16 protein-coding genes are annotated in these 21,716 nt (G+C 66.2%); 8 read left to right on the forward strand and 8 right to left on the reverse strand.

Translation table 11 applies throughout. The features are described from left to right. Positions 1–170: 170 nt before the first annotated feature. Positions 171–950, reverse strand: coding sequence for a trans-aconitate 2-methyltransferase (locus OVA06_RS09030; protein ID WP_268157721.1), 780 nt, complete (start codon positions 948–950; stop codon positions 171–173). 121 nt (positions 951–1,071) lie between these two features. Here OVA06_RS09030 and OVA06_RS09035 point away from each other — a divergent pair, with 121 nt between their 5' ends. The 3 genes from OVA06_RS09035 to OVA06_RS09045 are packed head-to-tail and all read left to right on the forward strand — an operon-like array spanning position 1,072 to position 5,441. Next, positions 1,072–3,615, forward strand: coding sequence for a DEAD/DEAH box helicase (locus OVA06_RS09035; protein ID WP_268157722.1), 2,544 nt, complete (start codon positions 1,072–1,074; stop codon positions 3,613–3,615). 13 nt (positions 3,616–3,628) lie between these two features. Beyond that, positions 3,629–4,129 (forward strand): GNAT family N-acetyltransferase, encoded by a 501-nt coding sequence (locus OVA06_RS09040; protein ID WP_261619758.1) that lies wholly within the window; start codon positions 3,629–3,631, stop codon positions 4,127–4,129. Positions 4,130–4,169: 40 nt separating this feature from the next. Further along, positions 4,170–5,441, forward strand: a complete 1,272-nt coding sequence (locus OVA06_RS09045; RefSeq protein WP_268160716.1) for an alpha/beta fold hydrolase — start codon at positions 4,170–4,172, stop codon at positions 5,439–5,441. On the opposite strand, the gene OVA06_RS09050 is transcribed toward OVA06_RS09045, so the two are convergent. The 4 genes from OVA06_RS09050 to coaE form a co-directional block, all read right to left on the reverse strand. Next, entirely contained in the window at positions 5,427–6,848 is a 1,422-nt protein-coding gene (locus tag OVA06_RS09050) for an MFS transporter (RefSeq protein ID WP_268157723.1), read from the reverse strand. The genes OVA06_RS09045 and OVA06_RS09050 overlap by 15 nt on opposite strands. Before the next feature lie 111 nt (positions 6,849–6,959). Then, a complete protein-coding gene (locus tag OVA06_RS09055; RefSeq protein WP_056078930.1) occupies positions 6,960–7,988 on the reverse strand; it encodes a TerC family protein in 1,029 nt (342 codons plus the stop codon). Positions 7,989–8,192: 204 nt separating this feature from the next. After that, positions 8,193–10,307, reverse strand: a complete 2,115-nt coding sequence (gene uvrB / locus OVA06_RS09060) for an excinuclease ABC subunit UvrB (RefSeq protein WP_056078927.1) — start codon at positions 10,305–10,307, stop codon at positions 8,193–8,195. A gap of 80 nt (positions 10,308–10,387) precedes the next feature. Continuing rightward, entirely contained in the window at positions 10,388–11,602 is a 1,215-nt protein-coding gene (coaE, locus tag OVA06_RS09065; RefSeq protein ID WP_268157724.1) for a dephospho-CoA kinase, read from the reverse strand. A 95-nt stretch (positions 11,603–11,697) separates the two neighbouring features. Here coaE and OVA06_RS09070 point away from each other — a divergent pair, with 95 nt between their 5' ends. The 4 genes from OVA06_RS09070 to OVA06_RS09085 are packed head-to-tail and all read left to right on the forward strand — an operon-like array spanning position 11,698 to position 15,179. Continuing rightward, positions 11,698–12,636 carry an ABC transporter ATP-binding protein gene (locus OVA06_RS09070; protein WP_056078922.1) on the forward strand — a complete coding sequence of 313 codons (939 nt, stop codon included), beginning with the start codon at positions 11,698–11,700 and terminating at the stop codon, positions 12,634–12,636. Further along, positions 12,633–13,931 (forward strand): ABC transporter permease, encoded by a 1,299-nt coding sequence (locus tag OVA06_RS09075; RefSeq protein ID WP_082497374.1) that lies wholly within the window; start codon positions 12,633–12,635, stop codon positions 13,929–13,931. The genes OVA06_RS09070 and OVA06_RS09075 overlap by 4 nt, the downstream gene beginning before the upstream one ends. 44 nt (positions 13,932–13,975) lie before the next feature. Continuing rightward, entirely contained in the window at positions 13,976–14,677 is a 702-nt protein-coding gene (locus OVA06_RS09080; protein ID WP_056078919.1) for an IMPACT family protein, read from the forward strand. Continuing rightward, positions 14,661–15,179, forward strand: a complete 519-nt coding sequence (locus OVA06_RS09085) for a GNAT family N-acetyltransferase (protein WP_268157725.1) — start codon at positions 14,661–14,663, stop codon at positions 15,177–15,179. The genes OVA06_RS09080 and OVA06_RS09085 overlap by 17 nt, the downstream gene beginning before the upstream one ends. A 101-nt stretch (positions 15,180–15,280) precedes the next feature. Here OVA06_RS09085 and rpsA read toward each other — a convergent pair whose 3' ends face one another. From rpsA to polA, 3 genes are all read right to left on the reverse strand, one after another. Beyond that, the gene (gene rpsA, locus OVA06_RS09090) at positions 15,281–16,756 is read right to left on the reverse strand and encodes a 30S ribosomal protein S1 (RefSeq protein ID WP_056078912.1); all 1,476 of its coding nucleotides are present in this window, start codon (positions 16,754–16,756) and stop codon (positions 15,281–15,283) included. A 272-nt stretch (positions 16,757–17,028) separates the two neighbouring features. Continuing rightward, entirely contained in the window at positions 17,029–18,318 is a 1,290-nt protein-coding gene (locus tag OVA06_RS09095; protein WP_442793580.1) for a GNAT family N-acetyltransferase, read from the reverse strand. Positions 18,319–18,405: 87 nt separating this feature from the next. Beyond that, entirely contained in the window at positions 18,406–21,048 is a 2,643-nt protein-coding gene (polA, locus tag OVA06_RS09100; RefSeq protein WP_268160719.1) for a DNA polymerase I, read from the reverse strand. Between the two features lie 184 nt (positions 21,049–21,232). Between polA and OVA06_RS09105 the strand changes: the two genes are divergently transcribed. Further along, a complete protein-coding gene (locus OVA06_RS09105) occupies positions 21,233–21,700 on the forward strand; it encodes a hotdog fold thioesterase (RefSeq protein ID WP_268157727.1) in 468 nt (155 codons plus the stop codon). Positions 21,701–21,716: the final 16 nt, after the last annotated feature.

Genomic DNA, 21,716 nt, shown 5'->3' on the forward strand with positions numbered 1-21,716 from the left:
CCGATCAGCAACGAACCTCCAGTTCAGTCGGGGGCCGTCGGGGCCGGATGGCGGCCTCTCCCCCAGAAGCCACTCGGCCATTGTAAGCCAGATCACTTTCCAGCACCGTCAAGGACATGACAGGCCCGTCGACCCGGCTGCACAACGGCAGGACAGCGGCGGGAAAGCGCTCAGTCCGCCTTGCGGCCAACCGCGAAGACCCTGCGGAAGGGAAACACGGTGCCGTGCCGCCCCTGCGGGTAGGCAGCACGGAGCGCGTCCGCGTATTCCGCTTCGAAAACAGCACCGTCCTCCGCCGGGAGCACGGCCAGGACGGGGCGGAGGGCGGTTCCCCGAACCCATTCCAGGACGGGGTCGGGCCCTGGCAGCAGCTGCTGGTAGGTGGTTTCCCACGCGTCCGCGGTGCAGCCGGCGTCGAGCATGATCTCAAGGTAATCCGCCGGTTCACTGACGGATTCTCCGCCCCGCAGGACGCCGTCGAGCTGGGCGGCCCACCGCGGTGATCCTGCCAGCTGGCGCATCAGCTGATGCGACGGGGCGTTGAAGTTCCCGGGCACCTGCATGGCGAACCAGCCTCCGGGGCGCAGCCCGGCCAGCCAGGTCCGGAGCAGGTCCTGATGGCCGGGGACCCATTGCAGCGCCGCGTTCGTCACCACCACATCCGTGTCATCAGACGGCGTCCAGTCACGGATGTCCTGCTGCTCAAACGCGAGGGACGGCTGCGCGGCGGTGAGCTCCGCGGCTTTGCCCAGCATCTGGGCCGAGGAGTCCACTCCCACCACCCGGGCTCCGGGCCAGCGGCTGGCGAGCGTTGCCGTCAGGTTGCCGGGTCCGCAGCCGAGGTCAACCACCTGGCCGGGGTTGGCGGCGTGGATCCTCCCGGTGAGGTCGAAGAATGGGCGGTTCCGGTAATCGCCGAACTGAACGTACTTCGCCGGATCCCATTTCATAAGTTGCTCCCTGCCTTCGTGCTGACTCTGCTACGGGAAGCCTAGCCGGGGCGAACAGCGGCAGCACCGTACGCCGGACCCACGGATTTCCTGCCGCAGCGGGGCACTAAGCTGGAAAACAATGAAACTCGTTGACCAGCTGACCGATCTGACCGCGCCGGGACCGTCGGCCGCCGTCGACCCCGACGACCTGTACACCCGCTTCGTGGAATGGACTGAAAGCCGCGGCCTGGACCTGTATCCGGCGCAGGACGAGGCCATCATGGAGCTCGCCACCGGCGCCAACGTCATCCTCGCAACACCCACCGGGTCCGGGAAGTCCCTGGTTGCCATCGCAGCCCACTTCCAGGCGATGGCGCTGGGCCGGCGCAGCTACTACACGGCGCCCATCAAGGCGCTGGTATCGGAAAAGTTCTTTGCGCTCTGCGAGATTTTCGGTGCTGAGAACGTGGGCATGATCACCGGCGATTCGGGCGTGAACCAGGACGCCCCGATCATCTGCTGCACCGCCGAGATCCTGGCCAACATCGCCCTGCGCGAGGGCGACACTGCGGACCTGGGCTCCGTCATCATGGACGAGTTCCATTTCTACTCGGACCCGCAGCGAGGCTGGGCCTGGCAGGTGCCGCTGCTGGAACTGCCGCAGGCACAGTTCCTCCTCATGTCCGCCACACTGGGCGACGTGACCCGGTTTGAGAAGGGCCTCACAACGCTCACCGGGCGCCCCAGCACCACCGTGAGCTCGGCCGAGCGGCCCATCCCGCTGCATTTCTACTACCACGAGACCCCGGTCCACGAGACCCTCGAAGAGCTGCTGTCCACCAGGCAGGTTCCGGTGTACGTGGTTCACTTCAGCCAGCTCGAAGCGATCGACCGCGCCCAGACGCTCATGAGCATCAACGTGTGCACGCGGGAAGAGAAGGACAAAATCGCGGACCTCATCGCGAACTTCCGGTTCGCGGCCGGGTTCGGGAAGACGCTCAACCGGCTGGTCCGCCACGGGATCGGGGTACACCACGCCGGCATGCTGCCGAAGTACCGGCGGCTCGTGGAGCAGCTGGCGCAGGCGGGACTGCTGAAAGTCATCTGCGGTACGGACACCCTGGGCGTGGGCATCAACGTTCCCATCCGCACCGTGCTGCTCACTGCCTTGAGCAAGTACGACGGCGTCCGCACCCGGCTGCTCAACTCCCGCGAGTTCCACCAGATTGCCGGGCGCGCCGGCCGGGCAGGGTACGACACCGCCGGCACAGTGGTGGTGCAGGCCCCGGAGCACGTCACCGAAAACGTCAGAGCCATGGCGAAGGCCGTGGCCAAGTTCGGCGACGACCAGAAGAAGCTGCGCCAGGTGGTGAAGAAGAAGCCCCCTGAGGGTTTCGTGTCCTGGGGCGAACCCACCTACCGGCGGCTCGTGGAATCCGTTCCGGACCCGCTGGCGTCCAGCTTCACGGTCACCCACGCCATGCTGATGAACCTGATGGAACGTCCCGGAGACCCGTTCGCCGCCGCACGGCGGCTGCTGACGGAGAACCATGAAAGCCGGCCGGCGCAGCTCCGGCTGATGAAGAAGGCCCTGGGCATCTACCGCGAGCTGCTGGCGGCCGAAGTTGTGGAACGGATCCCGGAAGCCGAACAGGGTCCGGACGGCCGCGCCGTCCGCCTGACGGTGCACCTGCAGGCCAACTTCGCACTCAACCAACCGCTCTCCCCCTTCGCGCTCGCCGCGCTGGAGCTCCTGGACCCGGAGTCGCCGTCGTACGCCCTGGACGTGGTGTCCATCATCGAGGCGACCCTGGAAAAGCCGCGCCAAATCCTCTCCGCGCAGCAGAAGAAGGCCCGCGGCGAGGCTGTGGCCGCCATGAAGGCTGACGGGATCGAGTACGACCAGCGGATGGCGATGCTGGACGAAGTGACATACCCGCAACCGCTGGCGGACATCCTGGCCGAGGCCTTCGAGGTCTATCGCAAGGCCGCCCCGTGGGTTGGCGACTTCGAGCTGGCGCCCAAATCCGTGGTCCGGGACATGTACGAACGCGCCATGAACTTCGGCGAGTTTGTCCAGTTCTATGGGCTGGCCCGCTCGGAAGGCATCGTGCTGAGGTACCTGGCCGACGCGTTCAAGGCCCTCCGGCAGACCGTCCCGCAGGACATGCTCCGCGACGATTTGGAAGACCTGACCGCCTGGCTGGGCGAACTGGTCCGGCAGGTGGACTCCAGCCTCCTGGACGAATGGGAGGAACTGGCGTCCGGGGCCATGCCCACGCCGCACGACGCACCGCCGCCTCCCCCGCCGTCGCTGACGTCCAACATCCGCGCCTTCCGCGTGATGGTCCGCAACGAGATGTTCCGCCGCGTGGAGCTCTTCGCCGATGAGGACGCCGCGGCACTGGGTGAACTCGACGGCGGCTCCGGCTGGGACGCCGACCGCTGGGAAGACGCCCTGGACGACTACTTCGACGAACACGACGACATCGGCACCGGACCGGACGCCCGCGGGCCCGGACTGCTGATCATTACGGAGGAAGCCGGGGTGTGGAAGGTGCGCCAGATCTTCGACGACCCGGCGCGGAACCACGACTGGGGCATCTCCGCCGAAGTGAACCTGGCGGAATCGGACGAAACCGGCACCGCGGTCCTCAGGGTAACGGGCGTCAACCGGCTTTAGGTAAGCTCGGATAATGAGTGTAATCCGCCCCGCAACCGAGCACGACGTCCCGGCAATCCTCCGGATGATCCACGAACTGGCGCACTACGAAAAGGAGCCGGACGCAGTCCGGAACACCCCTGAAATGCTGCAGGCCGCCCTCTTTGGCGGTAACCCGCGGGTGTTCGCGGCCATGGCCGAAAATGCGGCAGGCGAAGTGCAGGGCTTCGCCCTGTGGTTCCTGAACTATTCCACGTGGGAGGGCGTTCACGGGATCTACCTCGAGGACCTCTACGTCAGTCCGGCGGCCCGCGGCGAGGGGCACGGGAAGGCCCTGTTGAAGCACCTGGCGGGTATCGCCGTGGAGAACGGCTACGCCCGGGTGGAATGGAGCGTGCTCGACTGGAACGAGCCCTCCATCAACTTCTACCGCAGCCTGGGTGCCCGGCCCATGGACGGGTGGTCGACGTTCCGGCTTACCGGCGAAGCCCTGGACCAGTTTGGCAGCCCAGTTCCGGCCGCGGCCCGTGGCTGAGGCAGGCCACCGGATCCGTGCACGCCATGAGTTCCGCGGCATGCGCACCGTGGAGCACGTCTTCACCGTGCCCCTGGACCATGCCGCCAGCGGCGGGGACGCAGAAACCATCACCGTCTTTGCACGCGAATATGTTGCGGCCGGCCACAGCGCCGAGGAAGCGGAGAACCTGCCCTGGCTGTTGTTCCTGCAGGGCGGGCCGGGAGGGCGCGGCAACAGGTTCGGGACCCTGGGCGGTTGGAGCAAGGCAGCGGCCAAGGACTTCCGCATCCTCATGCTGGACCAGCGCGGAACCGGCCTGTCCACCCCCGCGGACCGCAACACGCTTCCGCTGCGGGGGTCGGCCGCCCGGCAGGCCGCCTACCTGGAGCACTTCCGCGCCGACTCGATCGTCGCCGACGCAGAACTCATCCGCAAAGCGCTGGGCATCCCGTACTGGACCATCTATGGCCAGAGTTACGGCGGGTTCTGTGCCCTGACCTATCTCTCCTTCGCCCCGGACGCCCTTCGCCAGGTGCTCATCACCGGGGGGCTCGCCCCGCTGACGGGTCCGGCGGACGACGTATACCGCGCCACGTACCAACGGGTTGCGTCACGGAACGCGGAGTACTTCTCGTGGTACCCGGAGGACCGGGAGGCCCTGGAACGGATCGCACGGCACTTGCGCAGCAAACCCGAAACCCTGCCCGACGGCAGTCCGCTCACAGTGGAGCGGCTGCAGATGCTGGGGGCGTTCCTGGGCGGGAACACCCGGGTGGACAGCCTCCACTACCTGCTCGAGGACGCCTTCACGGACACCCCCGACGGGCCCAGGCTCGCGGACGGGTTCCTGGAGCAGGTGCATGGCGTGGTCTCGCGGGGGTCCAACCCGCTGTACGCCCTGATGCACGAGTCCATTTATGGCCAGGGCCAGGCAACGGACTGGGCCGCCTGGCGGGTGCTGGACGAGTACCCCGAGTTCCGGCCTGACGCCGAACCGCTGCTGCTCACCGGCGAGATGGTCTACCCCTGGTACTTCGACCAGGACCCCGCGCTGCGGCCGCTCCGGGAGGTGGCCGGACTGCTGGCCGCCAAGAACGACTGGAAGCCGCTTTACGACGTCCGCGTGCTCGCCGCCAACCGGGTGCCCGTGGCTGCTGCTGTTTACTCGGACGACATCTACGTGGACCGGAAACTCTCCTTGGAGACCGCAGCCACGGTCCGCGGGCTCCAGGTCTGGGAAACGGGCGATTTCCACCACGATGGCATTGCCGACGACGGTGAGGGAATCTTCGCGCGGCTGTTGGGGATGGTGGCGTCAGGCCGCCGCTGATTGCCGGTGCGCCGAAGCCCTGGCCATCACCGCGGCAGCCAGGACGCAGGCGGCGATAGCGCCGGCAAGCATGTTGAGGCCAAAGTACCCTGCCCCGCTCAGGACCAGGCCGGAGGCGGCGCCGCCCACTGCTCCTGCCGCACCCATCAGCATGTCCGAGACCCCCTGGACCACCACGCGTGCGTCCTGCTCCACGCTTTCGGCCAGCAGCGTGGAGCCGGCCACGGTGGATGCTGACCAGCCCAGTCCCAGCAGCACGAGTCCGGCGGCCACCGCGGCGGTGGAGTCCTGCCCGAAACCGGCCACGGCGACACCCGCAATCAGCGTGGCGAAGCCGATGATAATGGTCTCCGTCCTGCCTGCCTTGTCCGTCAGCCACCCCATGACTGGAGACAGGGCGAACATGCCGGCGATGTGCAGCGAAATGGTGAAGCCGATGATCACCAGGACCCCACCGTCGGCTGCGTGGCCGGCGTGCGGCAACCCTGGCCCCTCGACCAGGTGCTGCAGGTGCAGCGGCGTCATGGACATCACGCCCACCATGACGGCGTGGGCACCAACCACCGCGGTGACGGCCAGCAGCGCCATCCGGGAACCGTGGATGGCCCGCCAGCCGGTGGTGAGCCTTCCTGCCGGCTTCGGCCGACGACGCGTGCCGGTTCCGGCGCCGGCCGCAGGGTCAACCCCGGCGCCGTAGGCGGCCTTGTCCCGGTGATCCGCGTTCTGGTGCCGGGGAGTGTGCGCTTGGGGCTGGCCTGCCGGCCCCGCGGCACGGGCCGCAAGTTCCCGCGCCAGCAGCAGCGGGTCCGGGCGGAGGCCGGCGAACACGAGGATGATGGCCAGCAGCAGTCCGGCGCTGGAGATGGCGAACGGTCCGGCTACTGGCGGCAGTCCCAGCGCCTGCCCTACAGCGGCGCCGGGCTGAATCAGGTTCGGGCCGGCCACGGCGCCGATGGTGACCGCCCAGACGACCGTTGCCAGCGCCCGGCCGCGGTGTCCGGCGTCGGCAAGGTCGACGGCGGCGAAACGGGCCTGCAGGTTCGCGGCGGTGCCGGCCCCGATGCCCGCCGCACCCAGCATGAGGAGCACGAACAACCCGGTTACCACTGAGAGCACCATCAGGAGGGCGCCGGCCAGCGCCGCGAGCATGCCGGCCACCTGGCCTGCCCTGCGGCCCCTGCGGTCCGCCAGTGCCGCGAGCGGTAGTGCCGTCAGGGCGGCTCCGAGGGTCATGACGGTGGCCACCGCTCCTGCCCAGGCGCTGGAGCCGGACAGTTCGACGGCGAGGATGGAGCCGATGGAGACGGTGGCGCCCGTGCCGATGCCGCCAAAAACCTGCGCAGCAGCCAAGAGGGCTACGGTGCGCCGCTGCACCCTTACAACCTCATGCTCCGCCATGATGGCCATGGACCGAGCATAGTCCCGCGGTACGCCGTCCAGCAGTGGTTATGAACCAAAGACCGCAGTCCCGGCGCTGATGCTGCCGGGACTGCGGTCCGCTGAAACGGGATGAAGCGTCTATTCGGCGTCGCTGTGGCTCTTCCGGACGTCCTCTTCGAGGCGCGGGTCCATGTGGGCTTCCTTGGCCTTGGAGCTGAGCAGGCTGGCAACGACGGCGATGACGATGGTGCCGACGATGACCGCGAGGGACACGAACGTGGGGATTTCAGGTGCCCATTCGATGTGCTTGCCGCCGTTGATGAACGGCAGCTCGTTCACGTGCATGGCGTGCAGGACCAGCTTGACGCCGATGAACGCCAGGATGACGGACAGGGCGTGCTTCAGGTACACCAGGCGGTTCATGAGGCCGCCGAGCAGGAAGTACAGCTGGCGCAGGCCCATGAGGGCGAACAGGTTGGCGGTGAATACGATGAACGGGCTCTGGGTGAGGCCGAAGATTGCGGGAATCGAGTCCACGGCGAACAGCAGGTCTGTCAGGCCGATGGTGATGAACACGATCAGCATGGGGGTGAAGACCTTCTTGCCGTTCACGGTGGTGCGCAGCTTGCCTTCGTCGAATTTCTCCGACATGGGGATGACCTTGCGGATCCGGGCGATGAGGGGGTTTTCCTTGTCCTCTTCGTCTTCGCCCTCATCCTGGGCCTGCTTCCACGCGGTCCACAGCAGGAACGCGCCGAAAATGTAGAACACCCAGCTGAACTGCTCGATCACGATCGCCCCGAGCAGGATGAAAATCCCACGCAGGACCAGGGCGATGATGATGCCCACCATCAGCACTTCCTGCTGGTACTTCCTGGGCACCGAGAACCGGGCCATGATGATGATGAAGACGAAGAGGTTGTCGATGCTGAGGCTGTACTCAGTGACCCAGCCGGCAACGAACTGGCCGCCATACTCGTGGCCGGCGAAGAGGAACATGGCGCCGGCAAACAGCAGCGCCAGGGTGACGTAGAACGCCACCCACAGTCCGGCTTCCTTCATGGACGGTTCGTGCGGGCGGCGAACGACCAGGAGCAGGTCGATCAGGAGGATCAGGCCGAGGACGACAAATGAGCCGACCTCGAACCACAAGGGCAATTCGAGCACAGGGGTAGCCTTTCGCGGGGTACAGAGATGCGGTGTAAGTCTCTCCGGCCAGCCTGGGCACTTGGTGCTGATGCGGCGGGCCCGCTACGCCCGGCTGGGCAACCATGCCCTGCGTGTTGACGATCGTAGCGCTTGGGATACTCCCCTACGTGACGTTAACTGTACCGCAGCGCGGCTGGATGCGACCCCGTGGTGACGTATGTGTCAGGCGTGGCCGGCGGCCTGCATCTGGCGCAGTTCCTTCTTCAGTTCGCCGACCTCGTCCCTGATCCGGGCGGCCACTTCGAACTGCAGTTCCGCCGCAGCCCCGTGCATCTGCTCGGTCAGCTGCGCGATCATCCCCACCAGGTCCTCCGCCGGTGCTGCGGCCAGGCCGTCCGCCCGTACTTGCGCAGCGCCCTTCTTCGCGCCGGCCTTGGTTGACCCCGTGATGCCGCGCTTGCCCTTGCCGTAGTCGAAGCTTCCCAGCAGTGCATCGGTGTCGGCGTCTTCCTTGGCCAGCTGGTCCGTAATGTCGGCGATCTTCTTCCGCAAAGGCTGCGGATCAATCCCATGCTCGGTGTTGTACGCCACCTGGATGGCACGGCGCCGGTTGGTTTCATCGATCGCGTGGGCCATGGAGTCCGTGATCCGGTCTGCGTACATGTGCACCTGGCCGGAGACGTTACGGGCCGCGCGGCCGATGGTCTGGATCAGCGACGTGGAGGACCGGAGGAAGCCTTCCTTGTCGGCATCGAGGATGCTGACCAGCGAGACCTCGGGCAGGTCAAGGCCCTCCCTCAGGAGGTTAATGCCGACAAGGACATCGAACGTCCCCATCCGCAACTCCCTCAAAAGCTCCACGCGGCGCAGGGTGTCAACGTCCGAGTGCAGGTATTCGACTTTGACGCCGTGGCCCAACAGGTAGTCAGTGAGGTCTTCGGCCATCCGCTTGGTGAGGGTGGTTACCAGGACGCGTTCATTCTTTTCGGTACGCTTCTTGATCTCGCCCAGCAGGTCATCGATCTGCCCCTTGGTGGGCTTGACCACCACCTCGGGATCGATCAGGCCGGTGGGCCGGATGATCTGTTGGACAAAGCCGTCAGCCTTGCCCAGCTCGTATTTGCCGGGCGTTGCCGACAGGTAGACGGTCTGGCCGACGCGCTCAAGGAATTCGTCCCATTTCAGCGGCCGGTTATCCATGGCGGAGGGCAACCGGAAGCCGAAGTCCACGAGGTTCCGCTTCCGGGACATGTCACCTTCGTACATGGCGCCGATCTGTGGCACGGTCACATGGGATTCGTCGATGACCAGCAGGAAGTCGTCCGGGAAATAGTCCAACAGGCAGTGCGGCGCCGTCCCGCGGGCGCGGCCGTCGATGTGGGAGGAGTAATTTTCGATGCCGTTGCAGAAACCCATCTGCTGCATCATTTCCAGGTCATAGGTGGTGCGCATCCGGAGCCGCTGGGCCTCGACGAGCTTGTTCTGGCTCTCAAGGACCTGCAGGCGCTCTGCCAGTTCGTCCTCGATGCGCTTGATGGCGCGGCTCATCCGCTCGGGACCGGCCACGTAGTGCGAGGCCGGGAAGACGTACATTTCCTCTTCATCCTGGATGATTTCGCCGGTCAGCGGGTGAAGGGTCTGGATGTTTTCGATTTCGTCCCCGAAGAACTCGATCCGGATGGCGAGTTCCTCGTACATCGGGATGATTTCCACGGTGTCGCCGCGGACCCGGAACGTCCCGCGGTGGAAGTCCATGTCGTTGCGGGCGTACTGCATGGAGACGAACTTCCGGAGGAGGTCGTCCCGGTTCATTTCGGCGCCCTTGCGCAGCGTCACCATGCCGGCGATGTACTCTTCCGGGGTGCCAAGGCCGTAGATGCAGGACACGGTGGCCACCACGATGACGTCGCGCCGCGTGAGCAGGGCGTTCGTGGCGGAGTGACGCAGCCGCTCTACTTCCTCGTTGATGGACGAGTCCTTCTCGATGAAGGTGTCCGTCTGGGCCACATAGGCCTCAGGCTGGTAGTAGTCGTAGTAGGAGACGAAGTATTCCACCGCGTTGTTAGGGAGCAGTTCACGGAATTCGTTGGCCAGCTGCGCGGCGAGGGTCTTGTTCTGGACCATCACCAGGGTGGGCCTCTGCACCTGTTCAATGAGCCAGGCCGTAGTGGCACTCTTGCCGGTACCAGTGGCACCCAGCAGCACCACGTCCTTCTCGCCGTTGTTGATCCGCTCCGTCAAGTCGGCGATGGCGGCAGGCTGGTCGCCGGCCGGCTTGAACTCGCTGATGACTTCGAAGGGCGCTACAACACGGTTGATATCCTGCGCAAGGCTCATGCATCTAATCTACAACCGGGCACCGACACTGGACGGCCCAGTCCGTTACGGGCGAACAGCACAGCGCGGTATCCGCGCCTTCAGGGAGCGTACGACGGCGGTTCCCACCCGGTTGCGGCGGCCCATGCCCCCATCGAGGGCCACGCAACGTGTGTGAACCACGGCTCCTTGGCTTCGGCATACGGCCTGGTGCTGCCGGCGCCGGCGAAGCTCTGTGCAAGTGCAGTCTTATGCGCCTCGTACAGCCGCCGCGCCTGGCCGTCAACCCGAAGCCAGTCCCGGAACAGCAGGGCATAACGCCAGCCCGGAGAGCCTGCCACCCGCACGTGGAGGTTGACCGCCCTGCCGGGATCGGCGTTCGCATGGAACCGCTTCTGCCACTGCGCCGGATCGGGGTCGGCTGGTTTCGGAGTGTCCTTGCCGGCGCCGGGCACCAGTGGGAAGCCTGCCGCACCCAGCAACGGCGCCAGCCTGTCTGCGGCGTCCAGTCCGGACACCGCAACCTGCAGATCGATGACGTCTTTCGCGGCCAGGCCCGGGACAGAGGTGGAGCCGATGTGGTCCACTGCGAGGATCAGCCCGGGAGCCGCGGCCATGAGCTTCGCGGCGATCCTTGCGGCCTGCTGTGGCCAGTCATCCCGGTACGGCTCGAGGACAGGCGCACCGGTCCTTTTGGCCCGTACACCGGCTGCAAGGTTCCGGGCGTACGGCAGCAGGCGGGTGTCCCAGAGGCTGTCCACCTGCTCCAATAAGTGCACCAGGGGGCCGGAGTTGTCCAGGACGACGTCGGCCGCGGCCAGCCTGGTTTCCCGGGGGGCCTGCGCGGCCATGCGGGCACGGGCGGCTTCAGCACTCATGCCCCGGAGTTCCTGCATCCGCTCCAGCCGCAGCCCGTCCGGGGCATCGACCACCAGGACAAGGTGGAAGTTGCTGCCCTGGCCGGTCTCCACCAGCAGGGGAATGTCCTGGACCACCACCGCACCTTCCGGCGCGGCCGCCGTGATGGCCGCCGCCCGGGCGCGCACCAGTGGATGCACAATGCCGTTCAGCGCAGCCAGGCGGTCCTTGTTGCCGAACACCGCCTCTCCGAGCCGCGGGCGGTCAAGCTGGCCTTCGGCGTCGAGCATGTCCTGGCCGAACACGGCAACGATGCGTTCCAGGCCCTCGGTGCCGGGCTCCACCACCTCGCGGGCGAGTGCGTCTGCGTCCACCAGGACCGCCCCGCGCTCCTTCAGCCGGGAGGCAACCACCGACTTCCCTGACGCGATCCCGCCGGTCAATCCGATCTTCAGCACCGTCCCAGCCTAGACGGACAGCAGGCGGCACCGCGCCCCGTTCCCGGCACGGGCCGCAGGACCGGGAGGGCCGCGTGGTTCGGTAGTCTGAGTCCATGACTGCAGGGGGTGCGGACACGGAGCCGCTGGTCCATATCGCGGATTTCCGGATGGATTTCGGTGACGCCACCGTCATCAGGGACCTGTCCTTCGATGTGCGCGCCGGGGAAACCTTCGGGTTCCTGGGGAGCAACGGATCGGGGAAGACCACGACGCTCCGCGCTTTGCTGGGGATCTACCAGCCCACCGCGGGGACGCTCCACATCGGCGGGAAACCCTTCGAACCCAGCGACGGCGCCCGGCTGGGCTACCTGCCGGAAGAACGCGGCCTGTACAAAAAGGAACCAGTCCTGGACGTCATGGTCTATTTCGGCCGGCTTAAGGGCCTGGGCAAGGCGCAGGCCAAAGCCTGGTCCCTCGACTACCTGGAGCGCGTGCAGCTCGCGGACAAGGCCGCCTCCAACCTGGATAAGCTTTCCGGCGGCCAGCAGCAGAAGATCCAACTCGGCGTGACCATCATGAACGCCCCGGAACTGCTGATCCTGGACGAACCCACAAAGGGCTTCGACCCCGTGAACCGCCGCCTGCTGATGGACATCATCGAAGAACAGAAGCTGGCCGGTGCCACGGTCATCATGGTCACCCACCAGATGGAAGAAGTGGAACGGCTTTGCGACCGCGTCATCCTCCTCAAGGACGGCACCTCCCGCGCCTACGGCACAGTGGAGGAGGTGCAGGAGCAGTTCGGCGGAACCGTCTACAGGGTGGGCTACGACGGCGTCCTGCCCCGCTCCACGCTGTACGACATCGCCCTCGACTCCGGCGGGTACGCCGAGCTGGCGCCGCGCCCGGGCGCAGGGCAGGCTGCCGTCCTGCGCGAGCTGGTCACCGCCGGAGTCAGCGTCAGCAGCTTCACCACAGCCCGCGTTTCCCTGGATGAAATCTTCATCCGGGTCTACGGCGGACAGGACCAACCCGCGGAGGCCCGGCCATGAGCACTGCACCATCCCGTTCGTCCTCCACTCCGCCCATCCCTGCCCGGCGCCCCGCCGTGCGCTGGCACAACCTGGGCACCGTGGTGGGGTTTGAGTTCTTCCGCACCACCAAAAAGCCGCGGTTCTGGATCGCCACACTGGCCATCCCCGTGGTGACAGCGATCGTCTTCGCCCTGATCTTTGTCAGCAACAGTTCCACCAGCGCGTCCGCGGATGCACAGAAGAACGCGGCACTGTCTTTCACCTACACCGACGCATCGGGGATCATCCCGGAGGCCACCGGCCGGGCAGCCGGCGGGACCAAAGCCGCAAACCCGGAGCAGGCACTCGCTGACGTCAAGGCCGGCACGGTGGACGCCTACTTCGCCTATCCGGCCAACCCCGCTGCCGAACCGGTGCAGGTGTACGGCACGGACCGTGGCGTCTTCGCCAACGGGACCTATGAGGCGGTGGCCAAGCAATTGCTCATGGTGGCGGCGCAAGCAGACATCGGCTCACCACAGCTCACGGCGGCAGCCAGCGGGAACGTCAAGGTGGACACCGAGACCTACCGGGACGGGCAGGCATCCGGTGGCTTCGGCGCCGCCGTTCCGCCGCTGATGTTCCTGGTGCTTTTCTACGTGATGATCATCCTGCTCTCCAACCAGATGCTGAACAGCACCCTGGAAGAAAAAGAGAACAGGGTCACCGAGATGATACTGACCACGCTGAACCCCACTACCCTGATCATCGGGAAGATCATCTCGCTCCTCCTGGTGGGCCTCGTTCAGATTTCGGTGTTCCTGGCGCCGGTCATCGTCGGCTTTGCCTTCTTCAGGGACAGGCTGTCGCTTCCGGACATCGACCTCTCCGACGTCGTGTTCGAACCGGGGCCGCTGCTGGTGGGCGCGCTGCTGTTGCTGGGCGGCTTCCTGCTGTTCACAGCAGTCCTGGGTGCCATTGGCGCGGTAATGCCAAACGCCAAGGAAGCCGGGGTGGTCTTCGGCCCGCTGATGGCGCTGATCTTCGTACCGTTCTACGCCATCAGCCTCATCCTGAGCGACCCCCAGTCACCCATCGTCCAGGCGTTCACTTACTTCCCGCTCTCGGCGCCCGTGACTGCCATGCTCCGGAACGGCTTCGGAACCCTGAGCCCCGCCGAGTCGATCATCGTGATCGCCGAACTGTTCATCATCGGCGTCCTCATGCTGCGCCTGTCCGTACACCTGTTCCGCTACGGGTCCATCCAGTACACCGGCAAACTCTCGCTGGCCAAGACACTGCGCCGCCGTCCGCGCGGGTCTGCCGGCAAGTAGGGCCGCCGCAGTGGCGGCCCTACGGCTGCGGCTAGACTGAGGCCGTGGTAGAAGCAGCGGAGCCCGGGAACAGCAGGGCCACGGCCTACACCACCCTGTTAGCCGGGGAAGACTTCCGGCACGAACTGGAGATCAAGCGGTCCCGGTTCATCACCGTGCTGCGCCGCTCCGGCAGTGAAGGCGAAGCCCGTTCACTGGTGGCAGACCTTCGCCGCGAGTTCCACGACGCCAGGCACCACTGTTCCGCATTCGTGATCGGACCGGACCGTGACATCCAGCGCTCCAGCGACGACGGCGAACCCTCCGGAACCGCCGGCATCCCGATGCTGGAAGCCCTCACCAAGAAGGAAACCGTGCCCGGGGCCACGGACCTCAGCGACGTCAGCGCCGTCGTCGTCCGCTACTTCGGCGGCATCCTGCTGGGCGCCGGCGGCCTGGTGCGTGCCTACTCGGAATCTGTGTCCTCGGCGCTGGCCCTGGCGCCCCAGGTGCGGCGCAGCCGGCTGCGGATCTGCTCCATCCCCGTGCCGCACGGCGTTGCGGGACGTCTTGAGAATGATCTCCGGGCCGGCGGCTTCACCATGGCCGACACCAGCTACGGAGGCAGCCATACAGTGCTGCGCATCGCCGTGCCGGACACCGGCGCTGAAATCTCCGCCGCAGCCGAACGGGTGCTCGGCCTGACCGCCGGGTCAGCCACACTGGCCCCTGAAGGAACGGAGTGGATTGATGTGCCCCATGCCTGAATCACCGCACTCCCCCGCCGTGACGCTCGTCGACGTCGATGAGCTGGTGCTGGAACAGCTGCTGTCCCTTGCCCACCGGGATGCGTCCCCGGGCGAGGTGGCTCCCCCGCTGGGCGGGCCCGGCTGGAACCCCGAACGCACGGCATGGTTCCGCAACTACCACCGCGAAGCCGCGGCCGGACTGGACGGCCAGGCCGGGGAAAAGAGCTGGGCGGTCTTCAGCGCCGGCGGCGCCGCAGGGTCAGTGCGCCTGAAACGGGTTGCATCGGCAGAGGTCCCCACGGCAGAGACCGGCATCTGGCTGGGACGCAGCTACCGGTCCCGGGGCATCGGCAGCGCGGCGCTGAAACTGGTCCTGGAACACGCCCGCAGGGCAGGGGTCTCCCGGGTCACCGCCCGGACGCTGGCCGGGAACCTGGCCGCCCGGCAGCTGCTGGCCTCAGCCGGCTGCCGCCTCACGCCCGGCGACGACGGAACGGTCCTCGCCGTCGTCGACCTCTAGACCAGCAAGGCCGCCGCCCAGCCTCGACCGCCTTAAAGCAACAGGCCCCCTGCCGTGTGGGCAGGGGGCCTGTTGTGTCAGCCCCGAAGGGCCGGTGGCAATTAGTTGCCGGTCAGCTTCTCACGCAGGGCAGCAAGTGCCTCGTCCGAAGCCAGGGTGCCGGCACCGGAATCGGTGGCAGCGGGCTCCGAGGAGTAGCTGGTGGTACCCGAATCGCTGTCACCGGACGTTGCTGCTGCAGCGTCGTCGGCGGCGTGCTGGGTAACCTGCTTCTTGTGGGCTTCCCAACGGGTCTGGGCGTCAGCGTACTGCTGCTCCCAGGCGGCGCGCTGGTTCTCGTAGCCTTCAAGCCACTCGTTGGACTCCGGATCGAAGCCCTCGGGGTACTTGTAGTTGCCCTCTTCGTCGTACTCTGCGGCCATGCCGTACAGAGCGGGATCGAATTCGGTGCTGTCGGCGTCGACGCCCTCGTTGGCCTGCTTGAGGGACAGCGAGATGCGGCGGCGTTCCAGGTCGATGTCGATGACCTTGACGAACAGCTCGTCACCAACGGAGACAACCTGCTCGGCCAGCTCAACGTGGCGCACGGCGAGCTCGGAGATGTGGACCAGGCCTTCGATGCCGTCTTCGACGCGGACGAACGCACCGAACGGAACCAGCTTGGTGACCTTACCCGGAACAACCTGGCCGAGGGCGTGGGTGCGGGCGAAGGTCTGCCACGGATCTTCCTGCGTAGCCTTGAGCGACAGGGAGACGCGCTCGCGGTCCAGGTCGACCTCGAGGACCTCGACGGTGACTTCCTGGCCAACTTCGACAACCTCGGACGGGTGGTCGATGTGCTTCCAGGACAGCTCGGAAACGTGAACGAGGCCGTCTACGCCGCCCAGGTCCACGAATGCACCGAAGTTGACGATGGAGGAAACGACGCCGGGACGGACCTGGCCCTTTTCCAGCTTGTTGAGGAACGTGGAGCGGACCTCGGACTGGGTCTGCTCGAGCCATGCACGGCGGGACAGCACAACGTTGTTGCGGTTCTTGTCCAGCTCGATGATCTTGGCTTCGATCTGCTGACCGATGTACGGAGCAAGGTCGCGCACACGGCGCATCTCGACGAGGGATGCGGGCAGGAAGCCGCGCAGGCCGATGTCGAGGATAAGACCACCCTTGACAACCTCGATGACGGTACCGGTGACGACACCGTCTTCTTCCTTGACCTTCTCGATGTCGCCCCAGGCACGCTCGTACTGAGCACGCTTCTTGGAGAGGATCAGACGGCCTTCTTTGTCTTCCTTGGTGAGCACCAGGGCTTCGACCTGATCGCCAACGGAGACGACGTCTCCGGGATCAACGTCGTGCTTGATGGACAGCTCGCGGGAGGGGATGACACCTTCGGTCTTGTAACCGATGTCGAGCAGGACTTCATCGCGGTCGACCTTGACGACGGTACCTTCGACGAGGTCTCCGTCGTTGAAGTACTTGATGGTCGCGTCGACTGCTGCGAGGAAGTCCTCAGCGGTACCGATGTCGTTAATGGCGACTACGGGGGTACCGGGCTTCTCGGTGGAGGTGATGGTCATGTAGTAGGGGCTCCGTTGTGGATAGTTAGTCGGTCAGGCCAACCGGCGCGCCCGCGTCATAGAACGCAGCCGCGATTCTCGGGAAATCCGATGGATTCCCCGGGTCATCCTGATTTATGGATTGGTGTACTGAGGTGTTTTATGACCGCAGAAGCGTGCACGTGGTACACGCCCGTTTATTCTAGTCGCAGCGCACAACAGGGGTCAAAAGCAGCAGCCGGCCGTCCGCCCCTGGCGGTCCCCCCTCGCCGGAGGGCCGGCAGCCGTGGCGGTCAGAAGTGGGTGAGGCAGTGTGTTGCCCGCTCAACGGCGAACATCTGCTTGGCCTTGAGTGCGGACCCCTGTGTCGCCTCCCGGATTTTCCCGGCCGCCTTCAGCGTCACCGGGCACACACCGCCCAGATAGATCGACGACAACGCGGAGACGTCCAGTTCGAGGTCAGCGGACGTTCCGTCGGGCACGCGTTCGACGGCGGCCTGGCCGCCGTCGACATCCAGGGCGAAGGTTCCGCCGGTGAGGCCGAGGTTGTCCCCGACGGCGAGCACCAGCCGGCCGTCTGCCGGGTAGTGCCTGGCGGCCAGCGCAGCGGGAACGTCAAGGAGCCGCAGCCACAGCATGTCGCGGCTGTCCGAGGCGTCGATGCAGCGCGGGTCCGCCAGCGCCCAGGCCAGCGGATCATCCACCGGCGCCTCGTTCCAGGAGACGCGCTCCACGAGGTCGATGGCCGCAAGGTACTCCCACAGCTCAAGGTAGGCGTGGTCCGTGGCGGCCACCAGGTCCACCACCTCCACTGTGTACGGCTCGGTATCCCAGCCGAGGAACTTGTAGGACACGTAGCCGTCCACGCCGCCGTCGGCAGCGTAGTGGAGCGCCACCTTGATGGCAGGGTCCTCCTTGCCGTCGCGTCCCAGGGAGCCGGAGGCCAGCTGCCGGTACCAGTCCTGCCGGCCGATGGACCCCGGGGTGTTGCGGTGGACGCGGCTGAAGACGGCCGGCGCCACGTCCAGCAGCACTTTGGGGTCGGCGACGTCGATGGTTCCGGTGGTCTGGTGTGCCAGCTTGAAGCGCGCAGTGGTGTCCACCTTGACGGAGCGCTCGAGGCTTGCCACGCCGTAGCCGAAGCGCCCGTAGATGGATCCTTCGGAGGCGGTCAGTGCGGCGACGGCGATGCCGTCGTCCTTGGCACCCTGCAGGTCTTCGGTCATCATGCGGCGCAGCAGCCCGCGCCTGCGGTGCGACGTGCGGACGGTTACGGCCGTGACCAGCTGGGCTTCGAGCATGCGGCCGAAGCCGATGTTCAGCGTCTTCCGGAACGTTCCGAACGTGGCCACCGGGACGTCTGCCGGCAGCGACGACGGTGCCACCGGACCGGCCTGGTAGGCGCCGGTGAAGATGCGGCCGTCCACTTCGTAGGTGGCGAGCGAACGTTCGCGGTGCTCAGGGGTCCGGGTGGACTCATGGAATCCGAACCCAACGGCCTGCGCCCAGGTTTCGGCTTCGACATACCCGTCCTTCCCCTTGGATACCGCCGGAAAGCGCCGGATGTCATAGTTTCCGCTCAAATCAGCCACAAGGGAGAGCGTAACCAATGCATCCGGCGCCTGACCAGCGCAGACACGCCCGGGCCTGGGCGGGTCTGCGCACGCAGCCTAGTGGCCGGCGTCGTACCAGGAGGGCCCGACGCCGATCTGGACTTCCAGCGGCACGGTGAGGTCAGCGGCGGCCGCCATCTGCTCGGTGACCAGCGCCTCCACCGCCGCACGTTCTCCGGGCGCCACCTCGAGGACGAGTTCGTCGTGGACCTGCAGCAGCATCCGCGACTTGAGCCCCCGGGCCTGCAGTTCCGCGTGCACACCGAGCATGGCCCGCTTGATGATGTCCGCTGCAGAGCCCTGGATGGGGCTGTTGAGTGCAATGCGTTCGGCGTTCTCGCGGAGCTGGCGGTCCGTGCTGGTAAGGTCCGGCAGGTAGCGGCGGCGGCCTTCGATGGTGGAGGTATAACCGTCCACCCTGGCCTGGTCCACCACTCCCCGCAGGTAGTCACGGACGGCACCGAACCGGTCGAAGTAGTCCTTCATGAGGGTGCGGGCCTCGTCCACGGAAATCTCAAGCTGCTTGGACAGCCCAAAGGATGTCAGGCCGTACGCCAGGCCATAGGACATGGCCTTGACCTTGGAGCGCATGGCGCTGGTGACCTGGTCCGTCGGCACGTGGAAGATGTTCGATCCCACGAACCGGTGCAGGTCTTCGCCGTCCTTGTACGCCTGGATCAGCCCCGCGTCGCCGGAGAGGTGCGCCATGATCCGCATTTCAATCTGGGAGTAGTCCGCGGACAGCAGGCACTCGTACCCTTCGCTCACCACGAAGATGCCGCGGACGCGCCGGCCTTCCTCGCTTCGGATGGGGATGTTCTGCAGGTTGGGGTTGTTGGACGAGATCCGGCCCGTGGCTGCCACGTTCTGGGCATAAGTGGTGTGGATCCGGCCGTCTTCGGCTACCGACTTCTTCAGGGACTCGATCATCTGGCGCAGCTTGGCGGCTTCGCGGTGGGCCATGAGCTGGACCAGGAACTCGTGGCCGGTTTTTTCCAGGAGGTTCTTCAGCGATGCCGCATCGGTGGTGTAGCCGGATTTGATCTTCTTGGTCTTGGGCAGCTGCAGTTCCTCGAACAGTACGGTCTGCAGCTGCTTTGGCGAGCCAAGGTTGACCTCATGGCCGATCGCCGCGAACGCCTGCTCCTGAGCCTGGTCGATCACCCTGGCGAGGTCGGCGAGCTGTTCGTCCATACGGTCCAGGTCGATGCCGATGCCGGCCAGTTCCATGTCCGCGAGGACGCGGCTGACCGGCAGTTCCAGCGTGGACAGGAGCTCTTCGGCCCGGCGTTCCTTCAGCTCGGTTTCGAAGAACCGGCTCAGGGTGGAGACAACGGCGGCAGCCTGGACGAGTGCCTCGGCCGCGGCGGCATCGTTGCCGTCGAAGGACAGCTCCAGCTGGCCTGCCTTGGCGGTGGCGGCCGGCATCCCGACGTTGAGGTGGTGCTGGGCCAGCTCGGCGAGCTCGTAGGTGCGCCGGTCCGGCTGGATGAGGTAGCCCGAGATGGATGTATCGTCCACCACTCCTTCGAGCTCCAGCCCGCGGGCGGTGAGAGCCTTCAGCGCGGCCTTGAACCCGTGCAGGACCTTGGGCGACTCGGGGTCGCGGAGCCAGGCCACCAGCTCATTCTCAGTGTCCGCGTCCAGGGCGGTGAGGTCCAGGTAGACGGCAGCGCCGGCTCGGACGATGGCCAGGCCGGCGGCGTCTTCGCCAATGCGTCCCGGGACAAGATCGACGGCGAGGGCTGAACGCTGCCCGGCTCCTCCGGCCAGGAACGAGGCCAGTTCGTCGGCGGTGGCCGGGACGGAGTAGGCGGGAGCTTCGATGCTTTCGCGCTCGGCGGCGGGGGCGTCATCGTTGCCGTAGAGCGCGAAGAGCCGGGTGCGGATGGTCTTGAATTCGAGCTCATCGAAGAGGTCTTCCAGGGCCGCCTGGTCAGGGCGGGGCTCGTACAGGTCATCCAGGGTGACCGGCAGTTCCAGGTCCGTGTGCAGCTGGTTGAGCCGCCGGTTCCGCTTGACGTTGTCCACGTTTTCGCGGAGGGCGTCCCCCACCTTCCCGCCGATGGAGTCGAGGTGCTCCAGGACGCCTTCGAGCCCGCCGTAGAGGTTGATCCATTTGGCAGCCGTCTTGGGGCCGACGCCGGGCACGCCAGGGAGGTTGTCCGCGGTCTCGCCCACCAGTGCGGCGAGGTCCGAATAGCGGGACGGCGGGACGAAGTACTTCGCTTCGATGGCCGCGGCGTCCATCCGCGGGATGTCGCTGACGCCCTTCTTCGGGTACAGGACAAAGACGTTGTCGGTGATGAGCTGGAACGCATCGCGGTCACCGGACACCAGGAGCACCTCATGGCCGGCCTTCTCGCCCATCGCCGCGAGGGTGGCCAGGATGTCATCGGCCTCGTAGCCGGGCATCTTGATGGTCTTGATCCCCCAGGCTTCCATCACCTGGCCGATGAGGTCGATCTGGCCGCTCATCTCCCGCGGCGTTTCGTTCCTGCCGCCCTTGTAGTCGCTGTACTCGGCCTTGCGGTGGGTCGATTCGTCGGAGACGTCGAAGGCCACGGCAATGTGGGTGGGCTGCTGTTCCTTGATGAGGTTGATCAGCATTGATGTGAAGCCGTGGATGGCGTTGGTGTGCTGCCCGTTGGACGTGGAGAACTTGTCGGCAGGCAGGGCAAAGAACGCCCGGAACGCCATGGAATGGCCGTCGAGGACCAGGAGCCGGGGCTGGCCGGTCATCGGTACGACGGGGGCGGCAGTGGCTGAAACCGACTCACCGGCTGAGGGGGCCGCATCCTGGGCGGTGGCGCCCTGCGGAAGTACTGGGGATGGAAGAGGGGCCGGTTTGGTTGTTTCACTCACAGGTGCCAGCCTAGTTGGCATGATGGACAATTTCACGCCCGGCCCCTTTGCGGCCGAGCTGACCGGGGCCGGCGTCCCGAAGCACCTGCACGGCTGGCTGGGACAGTTCGGCATCGGCGCGCTGGTGGTGAAAATGGGCATCCGGTTCCTCGAAATGAGCCCGGAACGGACCGTGGCCACCATGCCGGTGGAAGGGAATACCCAGGTGGCGGGGATTCTGCACGGCGGCGCGCACGTGGTCCTCGCCGAAACCCTCGGCTCGTTCTCGGCCGCGATGCACGCCGGTCCTCACCGGCATGCCGTGGGAATCGAAGTGAACGCCACCCACCACCGGTCCATCGCGAAAGGCCTGGTGACAGGCACCTGCACCGCCATTCACCTGGGCGGCACACTGACCACCCACGAAATCGTCATGACCGACGAACAGGGCCGCAGGCTCTCCACCGCCCGGATCACCAACATGCTCCGCGACAACGACCGGGCGTAGGGCAACTGGCGGAAAC

Source organism: Pseudarthrobacter sp. SL88 (assembly GCF_026672455.1).
Lineage (GTDB): Bacteria > Actinomycetota > Actinomycetes > Actinomycetales > Micrococcaceae > Arthrobacter.

Coding starts and splice junctions, on each gene's coding strand:
- OVA06_RS09085 (WP_268157725.1), top strand. CDS start 14,661: ATGTGCCCCATGCCTGAATCACCGCACTCCCCCGCCGTGACGCTCGTC.
- rpsA (WP_056078912.1), bottom strand. CDS start 16,756: ATGACCATCACCTCCACCGAGAAGCCCGGTACCCCCGTAGTCGCCATT.
- OVA06_RS09040 (WP_261619758.1), top strand. CDS start 3,629: ATGAGTGTAATCCGCCCCGCAACCGAGCACGACGTCCCGGCAATCCTC.
- uvrB (WP_056078927.1), bottom strand. CDS start 10,307: ATGAGCCTTGCGCAGGATATCAACCGTGTTGTAGCGCCCTTCGAAGTC.
- OVA06_RS09045 (WP_268160716.1), top strand. CDS start 4,170: ATGCGCACCGTGGAGCACGTCTTCACCGTGCCCCTGGACCATGCCGCC.
- OVA06_RS09050 (WP_268157723.1), bottom strand. CDS start 6,848: ATGGCCATCATGGCGGAGCATGAGGTTGTAAGGGTGCAGCGGCGCACC.
- OVA06_RS09070 (WP_056078922.1), top strand. CDS start 11,698: ATGACTGCAGGGGGTGCGGACACGGAGCCGCTGGTCCATATCGCGGAT.
- OVA06_RS09075 (WP_082497374.1), top strand. CDS start 12,633: ATGAGCACTGCACCATCCCGTTCGTCCTCCACTCCGCCCATCCCTGCC.
- OVA06_RS09030 (WP_268157721.1), bottom strand. CDS start 950: ATGAAATGGGATCCGGCGAAGTACGTTCAGTTCGGCGATTACCGGAAC.
- polA (WP_268160719.1), bottom strand. CDS start 21,048: ATGGCGTTCCGGGCGTTCTTTGCCCTGCCTGCCGACAAGTTCTCCACG.
- OVA06_RS09035 (WP_268157722.1), top strand. CDS start 1,072: ATGAAACTCGTTGACCAGCTGACCGATCTGACCGCGCCGGGACCGTCG.
- OVA06_RS09105 (WP_268157727.1), top strand. CDS start 21,233: ATGATGGACAATTTCACGCCCGGCCCCTTTGCGGCCGAGCTGACCGGG.